This window comes from Bacillus sp. MT94, from assembly GCF_058792475.1.
Genome location: NZ_JBXAEZ010000006.1, coordinates 111,173 through 136,062, shown reverse-complemented (window position 1 = coordinate 136,062; position 24,890 = coordinate 111,173). Strand labels below are relative to the sequence as shown.

Below are 24,890 nucleotides of genomic sequence, written 5' to 3'. Positions count from 1 at the left end.
CAACTTGTACATGTTTCCATTCATTTGTCACATACATATGTTATTTTGACCAAGACTATATTGTAAATGAGGTGACAACATGCCCATTACGAATCGATTTTCTACCACCACTAACGGCGCACTCGCTATTACTGGAAATACTTTAGGCTTAAGCAAAATTAGTAATCAAAACCGTGCTGGTACAATCGGGGCAATTGGTGCATTCGCAACTACGAATACTGCTTTACAAGTACCTACTTTTCCTGCTGGTACAACGTTAAACTATACACAAAATAGTTCTACCGCTATTTTAAATATCCCTGCTGGTAGTACTATTCTTTACGCAGAACTCGTTTGGGGTGGCAACTATTTATCTCGTGATCAAAACATTACGAGTGTATTAGGAAATCCAGTTTCTTTTACAACACCTATTTCAACATACTCGATTACCCCTTCAGCTGTTACGGCTTCAAATCAAACATTTGTTTCAAACTCTATTACATTTGGCTTTTACACTCGTTCAGCAGACGTAACAACCCTTATTCAAGCGGGAGGTTCTGGTTCCTATACTACAGGCGCGGTTCCTGGACTTGTAGATCCTATAGATGCTTCTAATGGAACAATTAATTCGGCTGGATGGACGCTTATCGTCGCTTATCAAAACGGGACATTGCCAGCAAGAAACTTAACCATTTATGTAGCGGGTAACCGTGTTTCTGCTGATACCGGTAGTGCAGATGTAGCTGTTTCTGGATTTTTAACACCTTCAGGAGGACCTGTAAGCGGGAGGTTATTTTTAAGTTCTATTGAAGGAGATGCAGATTTAATAGGGGATCAAGCTTTATTTGGACCAAATTTCAGTTCATTAAATGCTTTATCTGGGCCAAATAATGCTGTAAATAATTTCTTCGGTTCTCAAGTTAATAATGCTGCAGGAAACTTAGATACAACTGGGACATTTGGAACGCGAAATCAAAGTGCTTCTACAGGTACAAACATCTCCGCTGGAAGACAGGGCTGGGATATTACTTCTATTGATATTTCTCCTTATTTAACAAACTCACAAGTATCCGCCGCAATCCGTTTAACTACTAACGGAGATGCATATATGTTAAATACAGTCGGCTTACAAATTAATATAAACTCCCCAAATATACAAGCAACGAAAAGCGTAAATAAAAGTGTTGCTGCAATTGGAGATATTCTCACTTATACAGTTACTATTCCTAACACCGGGCTTCTTCCTGCCAATAACGCTATTTTTATAGATAGCCTCCCTAACGGTACTTCTTTTATACCCGGCACTGTAACAGTAGATAACGTACCACAAACAAATGCAAATCCTGCAGCTGGTATATCTCTTGGAACAATTAATAATGGTACTTCTCGCACAGTAACTTTCCAAGCTACTGTCGTTTCTCTTCCAAGTCAAAATCCTATCTCTAACACTGCTAATATTACATTTCAATATACACCTATCGCTGGAGGAACAACCTTTAACGGTCTTGCAACAAGCAACTCTGCTGGAACACAAATTAACCTGGCAGATATTAATGGAACAAAATCAGTTAACAAACTTTTCACAGATATTGGTGAAACATTAACTTACAGTATTGCCCTAGCTAATATAGGAAATATTGCTGCAACAAATGTTATATATACGGATCCGATTCCTAGCGGGACTACTTTCATTCCAGGAAGTGTAACTGTGAACGGAGTTACTCAAGCTGGCGCAAATCCCGCTAATGGTATATCAATTGGATCAATTGCTGCAAATTCTACTACTACTATTTCATTTCAAGTATTTGTTCCTTCTATCCCCCAAACAAATCCAATATTAAATAGTGGTACAACAACATATCAATACATTCCTGTACCAAATCAACCTGCAGTAAGTGGGACTGATACGACCAATATCGTATCTACTCAAGTGAATAACGCTACTGTAACAATGGCAAAAGCAGTAGATAAAAATTTTGCAGATATTGGTGATACACTAACGTACACCGTTTCCTTTACAGGTACAGGTAATACAAATGCGAACAATGTTATTTTTACGGATGTTATTCCTACTGGAACAACTTTCGTTCTAAACAGTTTAACAATAGATGGCACGACACAAGTGGGCGCAAATCCCGCTAGCGGTGTGAACATTGGATCCATCCCAAGCGGCACAATAAAAACTGTTGCATTTCAAGTAGTAGTAAACACAATACCCGCGTCAAATGTCGTATCTAACGGATCAAGCGCTTCTTATCAATATACCGTCAACCCTAGCCAATCTCCCGTTACAAAAAACATTTCTTCTAATCTCGTTTCCACTCAAATTAACAATGCGAATTTAACATTAACAAAATCAACTAACAAACAATTTGCCACAATTGGCGAAACGATAAGTTATACAATCCTTATTACAAACAGTGGAAATGCAACCGCTAATAACGTTCAACTAACAGATCCACTTCCAAACGGAACGATATTGACTCTTGGTACTGTAACACTAAACGGAGTTTTGCAGAATGTAGATTCTCTCGTTGCTTTACCTATCGGCACAATTCCTGGTGGAGCTACTTTTACCTTATCCTTTCAAGTAACAGTCATTAACATTACTGCCCAAAACCCTATTATTAATAATGCTTTCGCCTCTTATATTTACACTGTAAATCCAAGTTTGCCACCGACTTCAAAAACAGCAAATTCTAATTCTGTTACATCAACAATTAGACTAGCAAATCTCCACGTTAATAAATCTGTAGATAAAACGTTTGCGGAAGTTGGCGATGTATTAACTTACACCTTTGCTCTTACTAACGATGGAAATGTTGCAGCGAACAATGTATTACTATCTGATTCAATTGCGAATGGAACCGCCTTTGTCCCAAACAGCGTTATAGTTAACAGTGTTACTCAACCAGGCGTTACACCAGCTAGCATCAATATTGGTAGCATCAATGCTAATACTACAATTACAGCTTCATTCCAAGTAGTAATAACTAGCATTCCAAATCCAAACCCTATTTCAAATAGCGCTTCCATCTCCTATAACTTTATCGTTGATCCAAACACTTCACCTGTAAGTAAGAACACTACTTCAACCACTACATTTACTCAAGTAAACGATGCAAATGTCATTTCAGCCAAAACAGTGGATCGAGAGTTCGCTACCGTAGGGGATATATTAACTTATACTGTTACTTTGACGAATGCAGGAAGTGTTTCTGCTGATAGCCCTACTTTCGTAGATACGAATCCAGACGGTACTACCTTTATTCCAAACACTTTTCTTATTAATGGTGTACTTCAAAATAACGCAGATCCAAATATAGGTGTTCCGCTACCTTCCATTGCTGCTAACGGTTCACTTACCGTCTCTTATCAAGTAACCGTCACCTCTTTACCAACACAAAATCCAACATTAAATTCATCTAGTACACAGTATAGCTTTATTTTAAATCCGGGCGATCCACCAACTATAGAAACATCTGTAAGTAACACTGTAAGTACACAAATTAATTTAGCAAATGTCGTTATTGTCAAAGAAGTAGATTTAACTATCGCCGACGTCGGGCAACCAATCACATATACAATTTCTTTAGCTAATCTTGGCAATACTACAGCAAATAATGTTATTGTTACCGATATAATCCCTAATGGCACCACTATCGTTCCAAATAGTATTTTTATAGGTGGTGCTTTACAACTAGGTGCAGACCCTAGTGCCGGTCTTCAAGTGGGCTCCATTCCTTCGGGTGGTTTTACAACGATTGTGTTTCAAATAAGTGCAAATGGGCTACCTTCACCAAACCCAATTCAAAACAGCGCTGCACTTCAATATAGCTTTATCGCTGATCCAAACTTACCTGCTCTTGTTAGAAACACTGCTAGCAATATAGTAACTACACAAATTAATACTGCTAATATCGTTGCTACAAAACTAACGAGTACGAACTTCGCTGATGTCGGTGATGTCATACTATATGCGACTATTTTAACGAATAACGGGAATATCCCTGCTGCTAATGTAACATTTACAGATATCATTCCAGCGGGTACCCTCTTCATTCCTAATACTGTAACGATTAATAATGTCCCTATAGCTAATGCAAATCCTGCTAACGGCATTTCGATTGGTACGATAGGAGCGAATTCATCACGCACTGTTGCATTCCAAGTTTTTGTACCAACTATCCCTGCTGTAAACCCAATTACAAATCAATCAGGCACAACATTCCAATATACGTATGATCCATCCAAACCAGCTGTAATGCAGATGGTTGCTTCTAACACTGTACAGACAACTATTAATAACGCCTCAATTGCCGCTACTAAATCGGCAGATAAACAGTTTGCTAACGTAAATGATATTATTACGTACACAACTACTTTAACGAATAACGGGAACACACTTGCATCAAATGTAATATTTACAGATGTAATTCCAAACGGGACATCGTTCATTCCTAATAGTGTTACTGTAAACGGGAATACACTGCCTAATGTCAATCCAGCAAGCGGAATTGCAATCGACCCAATAAATTCGAATGCAAATACAATCATCTCATTCCAAGTACAAGTAAATTCTATCCCGAACCCAAATCCAATCCCGAACCAAAGCAATACAACGTACCAGTATGTCGTAGATCCTAACTTACCTCCAGCATCCGCCAATACGTTAAGTAACGTAATAACAACTCAAATTAATAACGCTACTATTGTCGCTACTAAGTCTGTGAATACACCGACAGCTGCAATTGGTGATATTGTTACCTATACGATTGCAGTAACAAATACAGGTAATATCCCTGCTAGTGCAACTGTTTTAACAGATGGGCTTGGCGCAGGAGCTTCATTTATCCAAAACTCCGTAACTATCAATAATGTTCCACAACCAGGATTAGATCCATCACTTGGTGTTCACTTGGCAGATATTTCGCCAGGAGATACTGTATTCATTACTTTTCAAGCACAAATTTTAGCGATACCACCTAGTGGCACATTAACAAATAATGCTCTTGTAAATTATGAATATACCGTGAACCCAAACCAATCTCCTGCTGTTGGTAGCACCGTAACAAATACAACAGTTACACCAATTATTGACGCTACTTTAGTAATAAATAAAAGCGCTAGTACAACTTTCGCTACAATTGGTGATACAATTACATTCAATTCATCTATTACAAACACCGGAAATACTATTGCGAACAACATTATTTTTACTGATACAATTCCAAACGGTACTACCTTTATCCCAAATAGCTTTAAGATAAATGGTGTAACCGTTCCGAATGCAAATCCACAAAACGGTATCAATATTGGTAACTTGAATTCAAATGCATCTGCTACACTCAGTTTTCAAGTAAACATTACAACACTTCCAAACCCGAATCCAATCCCGAACAAATCATCGCTTCAATATAGCTTTATTGTAGATATAAATGAACCGCCAGTTTCACGAACAGTTCAATCTAATAAAACTTTTACACAAGTAAATACTGCTTCTGTTATCGCAACAAAAACTGCAAGCAGTGCTTTTGCTGCTGTTGGAGATACAATTACGTATACAACTACCCTCACCAATAGCGGAAATACTACCGCAAACACACCTGTTTTTATCGATATATTACCACCTGAACTTTCATTCGTTCCTGATAGCGTACAAATTAATACCATCCCACAACTTGGATTTAGACCAGATAGCGGGATCTCTTTAGACTCAATTCCAGTTGGAGGAACGACAACAATTAGCTTTCAAGCTATCGTTGGCTCAATACCAGCTACCAATCCAACTTTGAACCAATCTAGCACAACATACTTGATCATTGTTGATCCTACCCAGCCGCCTGTGACAGAAACAGCTACAAGTAATCCAACTTTAGTTCAAATTAACGAAGCAATTATTCAAGCAACGAAAAGTGTGGATCGACTATTTTCTGACGTAGCACCTGGAAATTCATTTTTAACGTATACTGTTTTATTGGAGAATATAGGAAACGCAACTGCTACGAATATCATTTTTACAGATCCAATTCCAAATAATACAGTGTTTATAGAGGATAGCGTTCGAGTAGGCGGGGTTTTATTACCTGGGGTAAATCCCGCGAATGGGATACCAATTGGGGATATTATTGCAGGAGATTTTACAAACGTTACCTTCCGTGTGCAAGTAGTTAGCATTCCAAATCCAATTTTCACAATTGGACCTGGGGGGCCAAACTCACCAGTTGTAAACGGAGCTTCCATTGATTATCAATTTATGACAGGACCTAATTTACCACTCGTTTCAAGAAATACGACATCTAATCCCGTTTCGACACAAATAAATTCTGGGGAAATTGTGGCAATCAAATCTGTAGATAAAACTTTCGCAACAATTGGCGATACAATTTCTTATACGATTACATTAAATAACCCTGGAAATGTCACTTCACAAAATATAATTTTCACAGATATTTTACCTGACGGAACGACATTCATATCTGGCACTCTTACAAACGATTCTGGTACACAGCAAATCGGAAATCCAGCTAACGGGATTCAGATTGGAAATATAAACCCAAATGGAACGGCCGTTATTACTCTCAACGTACTTGTTACAAACATTCCAAGTATAAATCCAATTTCTAATTCTAGTTCTGTACAATTTTCACATGTGGTCGACCCTAGCCAACCTGCCGTATCACAAACGAATGTATCTAATACGGTTTCGACAACTATTAACAGTGCGATATTAACAACCCAAAAAAGTGTGGATAAATCTATTATTTCCGTCGGGGATACACTTACGTATACAACAACTATTACAAATACAGGAAATACACCAGCTACAAATATAACTTTTACAAGTGCAATTCCAGCTAGTACTACTTTTATACCAGATTCCGTCACAATAAATGGCATCCAACAGCTTGGTGCACAGCCAGCACTCGGAGTAAATATACCAAATATCGCGCCTGGTGAAACAGTAACTGTTACCTTCCAAGTAAATGTTATTTCTGTTCCTCTTTCAAGTTCAATTATGGGTAACGATACAATTTTATATTCTTATACTGTTGATCCAAACGGAACTCCTGCTACTACTTCTACTTCAACGAATATTGTCACAAACCCAGTATTAGATGCTATGATAACGATGATAAAATCGGTCGATCAAACGCTTGTAACACTAGGCGATACCATTACCTATACGACAATTTTAACGAATAACGGCAATACAAATGCAACGAATATTACTTTCACTGATCTTATACCAGATGGTACAACATTTATTACTGACAGCGTTACAATAAATGGAATCACACAAATTGGATTGAATCCTAATACAGGCATAACGATTGGATCAATTGCCCCTAACAGCTCAATATCTATAGCATTTCAAGTGACTGCTACTTCTACCCCTGTTCAAAATCCTATTGCCAATTCCGCTAGTGCTTCTTACACATTTATCGCTGATCCCAATGCACCTATTGTTTCAAGAAATGTTACTTCAAACACAACGTTTACTACAATTAATACTGCTACCATTCTTTCATCGAAACAAGTTGATAAAGCTTTTAGCCACATCGGAGATACACTCACTTATACTGTCACTTTAACAAACAATGGAAATTCCTCCGCACAAAATGTTATTTTCACAGATGCTATGTCGAGCGGAACGACATTTATTACAAATTCATTTTCTATTAATGGAATTCCTCAAAGTGGTGCAGATCCAACAAACGGTGTAAATATTGGGCCGATAACAGCTGGGGCTACAGTAACTGTTTCATTCCAAGTAAATGTGACCTCATTACCAACCCAAAACCCAATTGTAAATTTCTCATCAACATCGTACCAATTAGTCTCACCACCTGATGCAGAAACTTCAATTAGTAATCCTGTTTCAACACAAATTAAAGAAGCAATATTATCTATGACGAAAAATGAAAGTGTATCCTTTGCAGATATCGGGCAAACTGCTTTTTATACTACTTCTATTACCAATGTAGGCAATTCCGATGCAACTAATATTGTATTCACAGATGCATTACCAAGTGGACTCACATTTGTTCCTAACACATTAACTGTCGATGGCGTTTTACAACCTAACGCGGATCCAAATACAGGTGTATTACTTGCAACACTTCCACCAAATGAAATATATAGTATCGTCTTTCAAGTTACAGTAAACAATATTCCCCCTAGTAACCCAGCACCAAATACAGCAGCAACGACGTATGAGTTTACTGTTGATCCTGTTAATCCCCCCATTTCAAGTGCAGCTACTTCCAACACTACACTTCTTCAAATAAACAACGCAACTATTATTAGCACAAAAACAGCAGATCTTACTTTCGCGGATATTGGTAATACAATAACATTTACACTTAACCTCCCTAATACCGGGAATGTGACCGCAACTGATGTAACTATTATCGATATTCTTGATAGCAATTTAAGTTTCGTTCCAAATAGTTTCACAGCTAATGGGCAAACCATTCCAAACGCCGATTTATCAACTGGTGTAAATATTGGTTCCATTAATGGTGGTAATACGGCAATCGTTACATTTCAAGCAACTGTTATTACACTTCCAACACTTAATCCCATTTCTAACTCTGCTTCTACCACATATCATTATGTCGTTGATCCTAGCCAGCCACCTATTACAACTTCCAATCAATCTAATACAACGACAACACAAATTAATAGCGCTATCCTTACTGCACAAAAAAATTCAGATGTATCTACGGTAGATATCGGGCAGGATATTACCTACACCGTTACAATTACAAATAGCGGAAATGTGAGTGCAACGAATGTTATTTTTACCGACCTTATTCCAGACGGAACTTCCTTTGAACCGAATAGCTTTACACTAAACGGAACTAGCATCCCAAATGCAGATATCATTACAGGCGTTCCAATCGGTGATATCGCGCCAAACGAATCTGTCATCGTAGCATTTCACATTTTCGCCAATGGAATTCCGCCTATAAATCCAATTACTAATCAAGCTAGCGTTAGCTTTCAACATATCGTTAATCCAGCTAATCCTCCAGTTTCAAAAAATATTATTTCTAACAACGTTACAACAAAAATTGAAAGTGCTATTTTAAATACTATTAAAATAGGAGATAAAACTTTTGCAACGATTGGTGATACAATTACGTATACAACGACTATTACGAACACAGGCAATATTCCTGCTAACAACGCTATATTCTCAGACCCTTTACCATCGTGGACACAATTTGTTGCAGGATCAGTTATTGTTGATGGCACTCCATTACCATCGGCTTCTATCATTGACGGTGTTGGCATAAATACAATCAATCCAAATCAAACTGTTACAATCATATTCCAAGTACAAATCGTAAGTAATCCAACAACGTTCACACCTGAACTCCAAAACTTAGGATTTGTTAACTTCCAATATAACGTAGGCAATGCATTACAGGCTCAACCTGGCAATGTGGAAACGAACGTCTTCGTTACCTCTATTAATTCAGCAATACTTTCAGCTGTAAAAACTGCTAATACAGCCTTTGCAAATATTGGAGATACGATCACTTATACAGTTTTGATTCAAAATAGCGGCAATACAAATGCAACGAATGTAAATTTCTCAGACATGGTTCCAGCAGGTACGACCTTTGTTGAAAATAGTTTTGCTGTAAATGGAAGTACCATTCCAGGCGCAAATCCAAATAATGGAGTTAATGTCGGAACAGTTAGCGCAGGTAGTTCCTTAACCGTTACTTTCCAAGTCATAGTTACATCAACTCCACCTTCAAATCCGATTACAAACGTAGCATCTATTCAATACGCATTCATCGTTGATCCGGCCTCTCCTCCTGTTACAGGCACAATAAATTCTAATAGCGCTTCAACACAAATTAATAACGCGACTGTTACAACTGTTTTACAAGCAAATCGTTCAATTGTATCTATCGGGGATATAATTACGTATACAGCAACATTAACGAATACTGGAAACTTCCCTGCAAACTCTGTATTACTCATTAACGGAGTTCCTGAAGGAGCATTATTTGTTCCAAATAGTGTTACGCTCAACGGGATTTCACTTCCAGATGCAAGTCCAACTCTCGGTATTCCAGTTGGTATTATCGCACCAGGTGATTCCGCTACTATTACGTTCCAATTTCTTGCAAGTTCTATTCCACCGCAAGGAGCGATTATAAATCAAGCACTTACAAGTTACACGTATATTGTCGATCCAAGTCAACCTCCTGTTACAGCAACATCCTCGTCTAATACGGTTAATACAGCTGTTGTTGATGCATCGTTATCCGTAATTAAAAGTACAGATTCTCTCGTACAATCTACTGACGGTACAATCACTTACACAGTAGTCGTTCAAAACAACGGAAATACTACTGCAAATACAGTTACTTTAACAGATTTGGTCCCAGAAGGAACTGCATTTATTCCGAATAGCGTAACTATTAATAGTATTTCCGTTCCAGGTGCCAATCCTAACGTAGGAATACCATTAAACTCCATCGCACCGTCAGAAAACGTCACTGTAACATTCCAAGTTATCGTTCAATCTATTCCAAGCGTGAACCCAATTTCTAATACAGCCCGTATTGACTATACTTTTATCGCCGATCCAACTGCCCCTATCATCTCTCGAACAATTACGTCTAATCCTGCTTTCACACAAATTTCGGATGCGACTATCCTTTCTTTAAAAGGAGTCAATTCACAACAAGCAACAACAGGTGATATTTTGACTTACACAATAACACTAGAAAATACCGGAAATATTCCAGCTACTAATCTCATATTTTCAGATACTATCTCCCCAAATACTACATTCGTAGAAAATAGTTTTACACTTAACGGAACAACTATACTTGGTGCTAATCCAAATGTAGGTGTTACTTTACCTACCCTAGCAGCAAACGCTACTCATCTTATTTCGTTCCAAATTCTTATTAACGATTCATTCTCGCAAGAATCGATTACAAATCAATCCAATACAACATATACAATCCAACCAGACCCAGGGCAACCGCCTATTACTGAAACATCTACTAGTAATATCGTCATTACAAATTTCGTGCAAGCACAATTGACAATTACTAAAACATCCAATCCAACAACTGTAGATATCGGTGGAACTATACTTTATATTTCTGAAGTGAAAAATATCGGTAATGTTGACGCAATAAATATTAATTTCACAGATTTTATTCCAGCTGGGACTACATTCGTTCCCGATAGTGTCACAATTAATGGTGTCCTTCAGCCAGGTGTAAATCCTGAAAACGGAATACCGATTGGAACAATTCCAGCAAACAGTTCCAAAACGATACTATTTCAAGTGCAAACAAATAATCCACCTACTGAAACCGAAATTGCAAATCAATCTTCAGCAACTTACCAATATGTAAGTATTCCTACAGCCCCACCAGTAAATCGCTCTGCAAATTCTAACATTGTTACAACATCACTTCAAAATGCAAATATTATTTCTGTTAAAAGCGCGGATGTAAATTTCATATCAATCGGGCAAATTATTACCTACACAAATACACTACAAAATATAGGAACCGTTCCGGCTAACAATACCGTGTTCATTGATAACATTCCAGAAGGTACTATATTCATTGAGGATAGCTTAGCAATAAATAATGTAACTCAGCCTGGCGCTAATCCTGAAAACGGAGTAACTCTCGGCACGATACAACCAAATGAAACAGTCACTATTTCATTCCAAGTACAACTTACAAATATACCAGAGGGCAATACAGTCATTAATATTTCAGACACTTCGTACGAATACCAAATTGACCCTAGTTCTCCAATTATTCAGCGTAGATCGTTATCAAATGCAGTAAATACTGAAGTGCGAACGGCAAATGTTAGTGCAATTAAATCCGCTAACAGATCCATTACACGTATCGGTCAAATCATCACATATACAGTCGCAGTTACAAACGCCGGTACAATACCTATTACAAATACTCTCCTACTTGACGCAATTGCTGCTGGCACCACATTCGTTCCAAATAGCATTCTTGTAGATGGCGTACCAAGACCTAACGAAAATCCAATTACCGGTATCAATCTTGATATAATTCTTCCAAATAATACGATTATTGTTACGTTCCAAGTAAGTGTAGTCTCTATACCGCCACAAAATAACATTAATAATATCGCCGTCATTCACTATGAGTATCGACCAGACCCAAGCGGACCACCAATTTCAGAAACAACCTCTTCCAATAGTACAAATATACAATTTATTGATGCTATTCTTATTGCTACAAAATCCGCTAATACTGTATTAGCTAACATTGATGAAACCATTGAATATACAGTATTCATTCAAAATAATGGATCGACTACAACTAACTCCATCTTTTTTACAGATACTATAGCGGATGGAACAGTATTTATTCCAGGAAGTGTAATAGTTAACAATACTGTACTTCCTGCAGCAGATCCGAATATCGGCTTTTCCATTCCTAATGTCGCAGCAGGTCAAATGGCTACAATAACATTCCAAGTTTCCGTTACGAATTTACCTGCTGTAAATCCAACACCTAATACTGCAAACATCGTCTACGACTTTATTTTCAATCCTGACTTTGCACCAATTCAAAAATCTACTACTTCCAATACTACTTTCGTTCAAATTAATGATGCTGATATCGTTTCACTTAAAACTGTTGATTTGACCTCTGTAACAATTGGTGACATTTTAACTTATACAACAACTTTAACGAATACAGGGAATACGGATGCCACTGCTGTTGTATTTACAGACAATATACCCGATGGAACAACCTTTATTGACGGTAGCGTTTTAGTAAATAACATTCCTCAGCTTAACGCCAATCCAGGTGCAGGTATACTTGTAGGAACGATTGCTCCTAATATTTCTATCCCAGTCACATTTTCTGTTACTGTCGTAGCTCTTCCTGCTAGCGGCCATGTTCAAAATCAATCAACTTCTCGTTATACAATAAACGTGGAAGAACAAATATCGACTAGCAATATTACCTCCACTGAAGTTATTTCTGCTAATGTAATTGCGACAAAAACAACGCCTATCCAATATGCTGACCTACAAACTATTATCCCTTATACCATTTCCATTACAAACAATGGGAATATACAAGTAGAAAACATTATTGCTACAGATATCATCCCAGTAAATACGAGCTTTATAGAGAATAGTGTTATCGTGAACGGCAACGCTCGGCCAAATGACAACCCTCTTAACGGTATACAAATTGATACCATTCCACCTAATACGACAGCAACTATTCTATTCCAAGTACGGGTTACTTCGATTCCACAAACAAATCCAATCTCTAACACGAGTACAATTAAATATGAATACACGGTACCAGATCGACCACCTATTACCGAAACTATTATTTCATCAGCTGCCGCAACAGAAATTAATCACGCAAATTTGAATAGTAATAAAGCTGTTGACCTTGCATTTGCAACGGTTGGTGATACGTTAACATATACGATTACACTAAATCAAACCGGTAATGTTGCAACAAATGATGTGATCATTCAAGATATTATTCCTCAAGGTACTACGTTTATAGAAAATAGCGTCATTGTAAACGGAGAAACTCTTCCAGGAGCGAATCCAGTAAGCGGCATACCACTTGGTACTATAACTATTGACGGAAATGCTATCGTTTCATTCCAAGTAACTGTGACTTCTATTCCAACACCAAATGAACTAAACAACAACGCAATTACTACTTTTAACTATATAGTCAACCCAAATAACGTACCTGTTACAAATACGACTACAACAAATACCGTCACAACTACTGTCCAAAATGATAATGTCATTGCCATAAAATCTGTTGATGTAACGAATGCCTTACCTGCTCAAACTTTGACGTATACAATTACGATTACGAATAGCGGTAATGTAACGATTGAAAACCTTCTTGCCATAGACACCGTACCAATAGATACGACTTTTGTTGCTGGTAGTGTTACGATTAACGGAATCAATCAGCCTAATGAGAATCCTGAAAATGGTATTACGTTAGGAAATCTTGCTCCTAATGACTCTGTCTTTATTACGTTCCAAGTGACAATATCTTCTTCTACTCTTCAACCTACAATTAATAACGATGCTTCTGTTTCCTATACCGTTATCATTGATCCAACAAAACCACCTATTACAATTACAAAGCAAACAAATACCGTTACAACGACAGTCATTGATCCGATGGTTCGTATTGAAAAAACAACTGACAAATCTATTGTCGTTATAGGAGATATCATTACATTCACATTAGCGGTATTTAATCACTCCCCAATTCCGACAATCAGCACTTCTGTTATAGACACAATTCCAGCTGGTACAACATTTATAGAAAACAGCGTAACAATTAACGGTACTCCCGTTCCAAATGTTCGTCCAGACACTGGTATTAATATCGGCTCTTTACCTGCAGATTCAGTAGCAACTATAACATTTCAAGTCCTCGTAACTTCTATTCCTTCAAACAGTACAATTATAAATTCTGCAACAGTTACCGCTGCCTTTCAATTGACACCACAGGATCCAATTATTACTTTCATTGTTAATTCAAATATCGTTCGTATACCAGTTCAATTTATAACTACAACAGTCACGAAAAATGCTTCCGTCAGCTCTGCTTATTTAAATCAATATTTTGATTACACGGTGCGCATTACGAATACTTCCAAAATTTCACTCTCAAATATTTCATTACAAGATACTATTCCAGCAGGTTTACAATTTATAAACGGCACTGTCTTTATTAACGGTGAACGCTCTCCACTAGCGAATCCGAATATCGGTTTCCTAGTCGCTACTAATTTGGAACCAAACGAAACAATTATCGTATTATTCACAGTACAAGTAATAAGTCCACCTGTTAATAATGAATTTAAAAATACGGCCAATATTTCGTTACAACTTCAAGTCTCACCTACCGACCCACCAATTACAGTAACCGTTACAAGTAACGAAAACATCGTCACCTTTGTTCCAGAAAATCCAGATGAAACACTTCCAAATTTAAATTGCTTCTTTGACGGTGAGCGCTTCATTCGTATTACTCCTCGAAATGTACGAAATTACCTTTGGACTTGGATTTGGTGGAAGTAATTGAAACAAAAAAGAGATTGTAGTTTGGTTGAAACCAAATTACAATCTCTTTTTCATTACCTATATTCCACTACGTTGTAACTCGTCCAATGATATACGATTAAACACCATCTCAAGTTATTTTAGTCGTAATAAGTTGGCCAGCTTCATTAATAGTAACTTTCCATTTCACTCCACTAGCAGTCTTCATGATTATACCTTTACTTGCCTCTATTTCAATATCTCCAAACATTCTTCCTCCAGTTGTCGCTAACCAAGCACTCCCATTTTCCATAGAAGATCTTGCAAAGATACGATTAATTCGAAAACGCTTATGGTCTTGAGAATAACCACTTAATGTAATTCTAACTTTATATAACTGACTCGCCTTCATATTCGATATAATTGTATCGCCAACATTTAATGGAACATCCAACGCGATAACCCAACTTCCAGTTGCACTTAATGCATATTCAATTTTAATTTTCTTTGGACTCTCTCCCCACCCAAAATACATTCCAAAACAATTTAACATTTGTATTGGTTTTTTCGTAAAATCCAGTTCAATTACAACTGGATTACTATCTGGAACGTCAATATAGTTTACACTTTGTTCATCTATTAAATTAAAGCAATTTGTGAGATTTCCCCCGTACGGCACTTTTCCACTTACTTGCTTAACGTTATATTTCTGCTGAGCATTTACTAAAATATCATCTTGATTTCCTATTAAATGAGGTCTATTTAACGTCAAAGGTAACTGAATTCGTAGGGATTCTTCATAAGTAGACTTACAAACATTGTATTGTCCTTTATCTACAATAGTTGTCGAAAGCAGATTTGAAAAAAGGTAGTTACGATGAGAATTGGAAGAAAATTCAATGACAATTTGTTCACTACTCATCCGGTACGTATCCCAGATCATACAATCAAATGTATTATACGCACCTGAACAACGAATTACTTTGTTCGTTTGTTGTCTACATTGCACTTGAATATCATGAAACGTATTTCCTGAACTTTCATTTGGCAAATCACTATTTCCATCTACTTCAATCCCATACACACATCCATCAATAAATATAGATTGAAATACATTGGCGTTAATCCAACAAGGTGTATTAATATCATCTATATACTCTGTTTTTAAATATATTGCAGTTTGAAAGTTTTTAATTTGAATAAATTTAACTTGAAAGAAACTAATATAATCCCATGCCTTTTGACAATAAAAATGTATAGCTTTTCCTTTATACGATGGAGTTGTATTTATTATATTTATATTTGATATAACAGATTGATTAGGTACTTCGATTTGTTGTGAACCAGAAACATAAATAACAGCAGATTGAAACAATGGATTTATAACTTGAATAGTACCACCAACTATCGAAGCGTTACTTTGTAGCTCAAATGCATTAAAATCTCCATCAATTTGCAGCGTTACGGTAGGATCTAACTCTAATCTTACGTTTGATTTAATAACAATCGGCTTTACAATTTTGTACGTATTTACTCCTGTAATTTTTACTGTCGAAATTCGGTTAGCTACACAATAATCAATAGCTTGTTGAATTGCTAATGAGCTATCATTTACCGAGTTTGGAACTGCGCCAAAACAATCAATGTGAACGCTACTTTCTGGCGCACAATCTTCTTGGGAAGAAATATATTCTGACAAAATAAATTCACTCCTCATATTACCTTTTTTCATATAATATGTGAGTTCTCTCTTAAAAGTTTCTATAATAAAAAAAACAAACGACCTACCCGGTCATTTGTTTAACTCATATATATTTTTCGTTTCTTCTATCATTTTAGTTAACGAGAAATACCTCACTGCTTTCTCTCGTGCTTTCAATCTAATATCATTTACCCTTTCTTCATTCCCTTGTAGTTCTTCAAGTGCACTTGCGAATTCGGATTCGCAATATTCAGATATCAAAACGCCTGATTCTCCATCTATTACCGCTTCATTTATTCCGCCAACATCTATTGAAACAATTGGTGTCCCTGTAGCCATCGCTTCAATTACTACCATTGGAAACACTTCACGAAAAGATAATAAAAGTAAGGCATCCATATTCCCTATAAACTCATGCGGCTCTGAAATATTCCCTAGCATCTTCACCCTTTGCCGCAATCCATATTTTTCTATTTCTTTCATAATCGATTCTTTCTCTGGTCCATCACCAGCAATATAAAACATAAAATCATTTCTCTTTTTCAACACATTTGCAATTTTGACAAATAGTTGATGGTTTTTCTCTTTGGATAATCTAGCTAATATCCCTATTTTATATGTAGGTTCTTTCTTCTTCTGCTGGAATAAAAACTTTTCAATATCGACACCGTTATAAATTGTATTTATTTTTTCTTCTGCTACATGAATTGAAATTAAATTATTCTTTTCAAACTCACTTACTGTAATAATATTGTTTACATATTTATTCATGAAATAACGAAAAAGCGTTGGTATTTTCTTTTCTAATATCGTTACATTATGTTTCGTATAAACAATTTTCATCTTTTTTTTAATAAACTTTTGAATTAGAAAAGCATATAATACCATTCGCAAACTATTTGCATGAATAAGTTCTATCTTTCGTTTACAAATTTCGTTTCGTAAATAATAAATATTTCTCAAATGATTCCATCGACTAAGTAATATAAAATTTTCTTTTCTAGTAAGAGATTCATATAGTTCTCCATCACCTGCAGCTGTATAAATCTTAAAATCATCATAACGCAAATTACTTTCCAATTTACAGAAATAGCTCTCGGCTCCGCCAGTTATCAATTTATCTGTCATCAACAGTATATTCATAATTGCGTCTTCCCAACTACATTAATTTTATTTTTTTTATAAGCATGATAAGCATACTTACTAAAATAGTAAAAAATTTGCACCGAATTCAGTCGTTCTTGTTCCCTTAACAATTTCCAATACCGGAAAGCTGCTCTAATTTTATTTCTAGAAACAGAATTTGTAACAATTCTATATTTTGCTAACACTTGCTGTATCCCTTTTGCTTCATACCCTTCATGTAATAAGTTCAGCCATAACGCTGTATCTTCCGGCTGTATACTAGGCATTTCGACATATGGAATTTTTTCACGATCAATCATCACTGTTAAACAACCGATAATTGTATTTCCTACTAAATAATGATAGTCAACAGATTTTGGTGCACTCACTTCACGATTTAATTCATTACCATTTTCATCAATTAAACTATACGACGCATATGAAAAAGCAATATTCATTTCTTCCATAAATAACAATTGTGTCTTCAATTTATGCGGCAACCATATATCATCACTATCTAAAAAGGCAATGTACCTTCCTCTTGCCTCTTGGATCGCTAAATTCCGAGCTTTAGCAGCACCAACATTTTCTTTTAATGATAATAACCTAATTCGTGAGTCTCCTTCTATTATCTCTTTAATTTTTGCGGCAGATTGGTCGGTTGAACCGTCATCAACGATAATCATTTCCCAGTTTTCATACGATTGATTCTGTACAGATGAAATTGTCTCACCTATAAATCGTATACTATTATAAGAAGGTGTTATTACAGAAACATAAGGCGGCTCGTTAGGCTCGTTATGTACTGATAGACATTTTACCATCTATCTTTCCCCTTCCTTCATATATTGAAATATACTTCACAACAACTGCTAAAAATAAAAAGAACGCTTCGTTAATAATGAGTGACAATGACATCATCTGAAATAAAAATGCAATCATAGTCAATAGAAGATATGGTTTTTCACGAAACAAAGTATGCTGCGCTAGCTTGAACATTAATATGAATAAAAACGCGCTATATAGAAGAAAACCAATTGTACCCGATTCAGACAAAATTTCTAAAAATGTATTGTGTACATATAATTTTTCATTAAATTGATACTCATAATAATTCGAAAAGTTAAAAGCGCCTATTCCAATATATGGATTAGATAAATAATATTTAAAAGCAGCTTCCCATAATGTAAATCTACCACTTCCATTATCATGGGAAAAATCAGAAATTCGTTTATTTAATATATCATCTAATTGGCCCCCCATTACACTATTCGATAAACTAAAAATAACTACACTAAACAATACTAAACTCATAATTATTTTTATTTTTTTGGCGAAACTAGACATACATATATATATAAAAACGACAAGTACAAGCGCTAATATACCGCCCCTTGAAAAGGTTAATAGACTTGTTGTAACACATAAAATCAATCCTAAGATGTTAGTAATATTTTGTAAATTCGTCATATAGTACATAAAAAATATTGTATTATAAAAAATAAAAATGTTAGGATCATCTAGCAATCCAATTAATCGTGGATATCCTCTATCCACTAATAACCCAGCAAAAATTTCTCTCTCTTCTCCACCGTATAAACTAAAGTATTGTAAACCAATTATATATAGTATTAGACTTACAACATTAAATACTACTCCTACATAAGCAATAGATGATTCAAGTACCACTATTTCAGTATTCCCCAATAAATTCCTCATTATAAAATAGCATCCTAAAACGAGTAGCACGCCAAAAATCATACGAATACTAGCATTTAAATACATAGAAAGAATTCCACTTAAACAATAAATGAAATAAAACAGTAAAAATACAACTTCATGAAAATATAACTTTTGAATATGAAAGTTTTTAATTGTTAAACAAAAATATATGACTAAAAAAATCATATATATCTTCAATGAAAATCCAATATATAAATTGTATTTACTTAACATAACAAATAATATTAGAAGAATAATCCATCCCATCGATACTTTCATATTATTTTCCATAGGCTATATCCCCTGTTTCGTAATATAATCCTTTTTGCGTATTTTTCTTATAAAAGAAAGAAGAAGTTTTTTCAGCTCATAATCATATAGGAATATGGCAGCTACTACGATTAATATATTAAGAACAAGCGCAATTAAATGATATGTATGCAATATATATTGCACTCCAATAAAGGTTACACCAAAATAAATTGTATACGGTATTACAATTTGGAATACAATTTTTTTCTTCACTACACTTACCGCTATGTATCCCACTAAAGCGACGATTTCAAATAAAACCATAGCATATGCCGCTCCTATCACTCCACCAATACTACTAAAGCTATAAAGCATAACCCCACCTATCACCAATGCTACACACTGCACAACAGTTCTCTTATTTTGACATCCACTCGTCGTTAAACCGTCAGCAATAGCAATATTTAAACTTTGTAGCACAATAAGAAATGATAATATTTGGAGTGGCTCTACTGCATTGCTCCATTCTTCATGAAAAAATATAGAAATAAAGTATGGTGCTAAATGATATAAACCGATCGTCATACATATCCCTACAATCGCCATTGATTTAATTTGAAGCAAATTTAATTTCGTATGCTCTTCTATATTATTCTGGTTATAATGCTTAAAGAGCACTGGAAAAAATGCACCTGCAATTACCCCTGGTACTTGATATAAAGCTGCCGGCATCCGGTACGCCACTGCAAAAACACCTACCATACTTAATGGCAATGTATAGTTAAGCAAGATAGGTGCTAATTGTGGCGTACTCATTATTAAAAAACCGCTAATAATAAAGGGAGTTAATTGCCAAAATAACGCTTTATGAATTACGACTTTCATATTCATTTTCGTCTTTCTTCTCATGATATATATACTGAATAAACCACCAATCATATACCCAAAAGCATATAAGCGAGCCGTTACATACACCGGTAACTCTCCGAAAATACAAAAACATGTAATTATAATGACAACCGATGCTGATACAACTTTAATGAGCGCTATATACTTCATACGTTCCGTCAGTTGAAAATAGGCAATTCCTATGTTTTGCCAAGTTAATCCTATTAACATGAAAAACATTACGTTTATCATCATATAAATTAAATTTTTATCCGCATACATATAATGAATAACAATATAACCGATTATAGAAATAAGAATAAGTAGAATCATCCTTATTTTTATATACGATGATAAAATCTTCTCTAAATCTGCTCCATCCTTTGCCCCTTCTCGAAGAAACGTATTACTAAGTCCTAAGTCTGTAAAAAATAACATAACAAACGTCACTGCTATGGCAACACTAAACATCCCATAATGTTGTGCGTTAAAAAAGTTTGCTAAAACAATTAAACTGACGGCCTGAAGAAGGTTAGCTAAAATCGTACTATAAAATAGATGGATAATATTGTTTAGAATAGATCTACCCATACAAGTTCTCCTTTGCAAGTAACCTACTTACATATGTTGTTTGTTTACATATATATTTATCTTGCACCATTACCGTTCAATACAATTAAAACGGTTTTACATAAAATACGGATGTCCATCCGAAATGTTTTCATTTCAATATACTCCATGTCCAGCCTCAACTTTTCCTTTGGATCAAGATTATATCCTCCATTTATTTGTGCCCATCCTGTTAATCCTGGTTTTACCATTAAACGATCCTTAAATTCTGGAATAAACGTATCAAACTCATTATAAAAAAACTCTCTCTCTGGTCTAGGGCCTACAAAAGACATATCTCCTCTTAAAATATTTAAAAGTTGTGGTAATTCATCAATTCTCGTTTTTCTTATAAACAATCCAACTTTTGTAATTCTTGAATCATGTTCTTTTGCCCATTGTGGGCCATTTATTTCAGCATCCTTTACCATTGATCTTAATTTAAATACATTAAACTTCTTCCCGTTTATACCTAAACGTTCTTGAAAGTAAATTGGAGCCCCTGATGTTTCTAAAGTAATCATAATACAAAAGAACAACATAATTGGTATCGTTAATAGTAACAATATGATTGAAAATATAATATCAAACAAGCGTTTTACACTTCGATTCAATATGCTAGGCTTTTCTTGAGCCGGAATCGTATACAACTTGGCTTGATTTGTTTCACGAATCATGGATCGTTACCCCCACATTCAAGAATATAAAATTATACCTATTAATTCACATTCTTTCCTATTTATATCCGCTATTACTTTTTGCACTGTACGTAGTGAATCTTTTCGCTTTTTAACTGCTAAGACCACTCCATCGCATTTCTCTGCAATAATGTGCGTAGCAGGAAGATCAAATACTTCAGAAGAATAAAAGAAAATGTAATCAAAATCTTCTTTCCACTTAGCAATCGCATTATCAAATTCATCCATAGCAACTAAGGGCGTCCCTGTGTGTACTGTTTTTTTTGCAGGAATACAATATAAGTATTTAGACAAATTACTAGAAAAAGATTCATAATTACAGGGGAAAGAGCTTATTATATCGTTTACGGTTATCATGTGATCACTTTGTAATAATACATGTAATTTAGGGTCAGAAAAATTCACATCAATAAGTAACACCTTTTTCTTCATTTCTGCAAACACTAGACCCATATTTACTATAAGTGAGGCAACAACACCTCTGTCCTTCGTTGAACTAACTGTGAACAGTTGTTTTCCAGATTTTTTTAACTCGTGATACACCGTATAAAACTGCTCTTTCATCAGATCATCATGCAGATCGAATGGCAGCCGTTTCTTTGTCCTAAACATCGACATGTTCACCTCGATATAAAGATGATTGTTTATCAACCTCTGTAGGTTTCTTTTTTCTATTCGGTTTCATATTTATGTAACCAATAACAGAAACTGTTGTTATTTTCTCTAAATCTTGTTCCGTGTATATACGTTCATCAAAATAATCTCGAAATACAGCTAAACCTATCCCAACAAAAAAACTAACAATTAAAGAAATAGGAATGATCAGTTGAAATTTCGGAAACAATTTTTCAGCCTGTTCCTGTAACTCAGGATCCGTCAACACTTTCACACCTTGTACATTTGTGTACTGTTGAAAACTTTTTTGTGATTGCTCTGCCAATGTCTTTACAATGTCTTTCACGACTTTCGGATTGGAATCTTTTACTGTAACAGTTACAATTTGTGAGTTGTCCGTATTCACTACCGAGATTTTTTGTGCTAATTCATAACTTGATTGCTCTAATTTCAAAGTTTTTTTAACTGTTGAAATAATTAATGGGCTTTTTAAAATATCGACATACGATGTTACTAGTTGCTTATTTTCTTGTGTTTTATTTGTTGAATTTTCCTTATTAAACTCATCTAAATTCCCAACAAGAATTTGCGTTGAATATTGATATGACGGCTTTAAAACATACATAGAGATAAGAACTAAAGAAGCGGTTAAACAACACATCGTTAAAATAATCGTTACGAATCTTCTTTTCAATAATTGTTGAAAATCTTTTATACTCATTTCTTGCTTCAATTATTTCACCGTCCTTTTCTGAATAACATCCTGCGAGTCACTCTTTACAGATACCCCTCTCTTCTTTCTATCCACTTGTTTTGTTACATACTTTCCGACTCTGAATGCAAATTTTTCTACATATATATACGAAAGTATTGCAAATATAAACGAAAATATAAGTGAAAAAATTAAAATAATAGGCAACGGTAATATTTCATGGAGCATGTATATAAGGGAAAACAACGATATAATATGGTATAAATAAAGACTGTAAGAAATCTTACCCAAATATAACAAGTATTTATTGCGTAGCAAGGATGACAAAGTTGATATTGACAAACTTAATATGACAAATAGACTTGCACTTATCGCCACTACGTAGTCTCGAAATATAAAATTATTGAGTACTTTCATTTCTCCAATAAGTCCTTCATACATAAAAAGTAAAATCGCAAATAAAAACCATGCAATTTTCGTATTTTTAGTACAATTACTATAAAAAACTATTAAATTATTTTTATACTTCGCAACTAGTGCCCCCAATAAAAACAGCACTGTATAATGCAACGTTAATGCATAGCTTGTTAATGTTAAGCCCGAGCGAAACAAAAATAATATTACGACAGAACATATACTAAAACTAAACAATAATGGTAATGAACACCTTAACGTTTTTCGTAAACAAATCATCAAAATTAACGGAAAAATTATTGATATTCGCATTTCATGGACAAGTGACCAAATCACACCGTTATATGCATCTGTATTATATTTCCCAACCAATAAAATATGTTGCGCTATTAAGCTTGGAGAACTTTCAATCGTCCATGAGCGATTAAACCATTCACTTAAATAAGAAATACCATATTCACTAATTGTAGCTTGGCATATAATAGCTATAATTATTGCCACAATATAGGGAATATATATTCTGCATATACGTTTTAAAAGGTATGACCCATAGCTACTATAGGTTTTTTGAATAGATTCATACAAAACAAATCCGCTCAAAACAAAAAAGATAATAACAGATTCGTTACCACTACTAAAAATAAGACGAGCAGGCGTTTCTTTTAATAGATACACAACAAATGGTTTATTATCTTCATAGCTGTAATTTTGAAATGCTGAAAAAATCATTAAATGATGACCGATCATTACTATTAATGAAGAAATCCCTCTTATAGAATCCAATTCTTCGTATCTCTTCATCTTTTTACATCAACTCCTAATGAAATGATAATAATCATTTCAAAGCGACATCTTTATTCATATTCCTCTCCTTTCTTTTCATTCCAATTTTTCATATTAAAATGAGTTTATAGTATAAATTTGAGTGTATTGTAACATTTTTTGTAATATTATGAATAGCGAATCTCAAAAATTGGTATATACCAATTTCAACCTCGAAAAATGAGTAATATTGATAGAAAAACACTATAAAAATATCTTGCATATTTACATAAATTAAAGAGATGAATAGCGTTTTTT

General features: G+C 34.9%; 10 protein-coding genes. 1 reads left to right on the top strand and 9 read right to left on the bottom strand.

What is annotated here, in order from left to right:
* The first annotated feature begins 79 nt into the window (after positions 1-79).
* The gene (locus AC1Q51_RS21645; RefSeq protein ID WP_098289679.1) at positions 80-15,112 is read left to right on the top strand and encodes a DUF7507 domain-containing protein; all 15,033 of its coding nucleotides are present in this window, start codon (positions 80-82) and stop codon (positions 15,110-15,112) included.
* A gap of 112 nt (positions 15,113-15,224) precedes the next feature.
* Here AC1Q51_RS21645 and AC1Q51_RS21640 read toward each other — a convergent pair whose 3' ends face one another.
* From AC1Q51_RS21640 to AC1Q51_RS21600, 9 genes are all read right to left on the bottom strand, one after another.
* Positions 15,225-16,772, bottom strand: coding sequence for a glycoside hydrolase family protein (locus AC1Q51_RS21640; protein WP_000006064.1), 1,548 nt, complete (start codon positions 16,770-16,772; stop codon positions 15,225-15,227).
* A 93-nt stretch (positions 16,773-16,865) separates the two neighbouring features.
* The gene (locus tag AC1Q51_RS21635) at positions 16,866-17,918 is read right to left on the bottom strand and encodes a glycosyltransferase family 4 protein (RefSeq protein ID WP_098836194.1); all 1,053 of its coding nucleotides are present in this window, start codon (positions 17,916-17,918) and stop codon (positions 16,866-16,868) included.
* Positions 17,915-18,724 carry a glycosyltransferase family 2 protein gene (locus AC1Q51_RS21630; RefSeq protein WP_000237699.1) on the bottom strand — a complete coding sequence of 270 codons (810 nt, stop codon included), beginning with the start codon at positions 18,722-18,724 and terminating at the stop codon, positions 17,915-17,917. The genes AC1Q51_RS21635 and AC1Q51_RS21630 overlap by 4 nt, the downstream gene beginning before the upstream one ends.
* Positions 18,699-19,913 (bottom strand): O-antigen ligase family protein, encoded by a 1,215-nt coding sequence (locus tag AC1Q51_RS21625; RefSeq protein WP_098836195.1) that lies wholly within the window; start codon positions 19,911-19,913, stop codon positions 18,699-18,701. Before AC1Q51_RS21625 ends, AC1Q51_RS21630 begins: the two co-directional genes overlap by 26 nt.
* Before the next feature lie 3 nt (positions 19,914-19,916).
* On the bottom strand, positions 19,917-21,353 hold the full coding sequence (locus tag AC1Q51_RS21620) for an oligosaccharide flippase family protein (RefSeq protein WP_141541706.1): 1,437 nt from the start codon (positions 21,351-21,353) through the stop codon (positions 19,917-19,919).
* Positions 21,354-21,409: 56 nt separating this feature from the next.
* Positions 21,410-22,048, bottom strand: a complete 639-nt coding sequence (locus AC1Q51_RS21615; protein WP_065228552.1) for a sugar transferase — start codon at positions 22,046-22,048, stop codon at positions 21,410-21,412.
* 18 nt (positions 22,049-22,066) lie between these two features.
* A complete protein-coding gene (locus AC1Q51_RS21610) occupies positions 22,067-22,687 on the bottom strand; it encodes a CpsD/CapB family tyrosine-protein kinase (protein WP_492331708.1) in 621 nt (206 codons plus the stop codon).
* Positions 22,674-23,417: a YveK family protein gene (locus AC1Q51_RS21605; RefSeq protein WP_340942185.1), complete on the bottom strand. Its 744-nt coding sequence runs from the start codon at positions 23,415-23,417 to the stop codon at positions 22,674-22,676. The genes AC1Q51_RS21610 and AC1Q51_RS21605 overlap by 14 nt, the downstream gene beginning before the upstream one ends.
* On the bottom strand, positions 23,418-24,611 hold the full coding sequence (locus tag AC1Q51_RS21600; RefSeq protein ID WP_492331707.1) for an acyltransferase family protein: 1,194 nt from the start codon (positions 24,609-24,611) through the stop codon (positions 23,418-23,420). It abuts the gene before it with no gap.
* Between the last annotated feature and the right edge of the window lie 279 nt (positions 24,612-24,890).

Bases quoted from the DNA above. Each gene is read 5' to 3' on its own strand.
- AC1Q51_RS21625 (WP_098836195.1), bottom strand. From the start codon at position 19,913: ATGGAAAATAATATGAAAGTATCGATGGGATGGATTATTCTTCTAATA.
- AC1Q51_RS21645 (WP_098289679.1), top strand. From the start codon at position 80: ATGCCCATTACGAATCGATTTTCTACCACCACTAACGGCGCACTCGCT.
- AC1Q51_RS21610 (WP_492331708.1), bottom strand. From the start codon at position 22,687: ATGTCGATGTTTAGGACAAAGAAACGGCTGCCATTCGATCTGCATGAT.
- AC1Q51_RS21630 (WP_000237699.1), bottom strand. From the start codon at position 18,724: ATGGTAAAATGTCTATCAGTACATAACGAGCCTAACGAGCCGCCTTAT.
- AC1Q51_RS21620 (WP_141541706.1), bottom strand. From the start codon at position 21,353: ATGGGTAGATCTATTCTAAACAATATTATCCATCTATTTTATAGTACG.
- AC1Q51_RS21615 (WP_065228552.1), bottom strand. From the start codon at position 22,048: ATGATTCGTGAAACAAATCAAGCCAAGTTGTATACGATTCCGGCTCAA.
- AC1Q51_RS21600 (WP_492331707.1), bottom strand. From the start codon at position 24,611: ATGAAGAGATACGAAGAATTGGATTCTATAAGAGGGATTTCTTCATTA.
- AC1Q51_RS21635 (WP_098836194.1), bottom strand. From the start codon at position 17,918: ATGAATATACTGTTGATGACAGATAAATTGATAACTGGCGGAGCCGAG.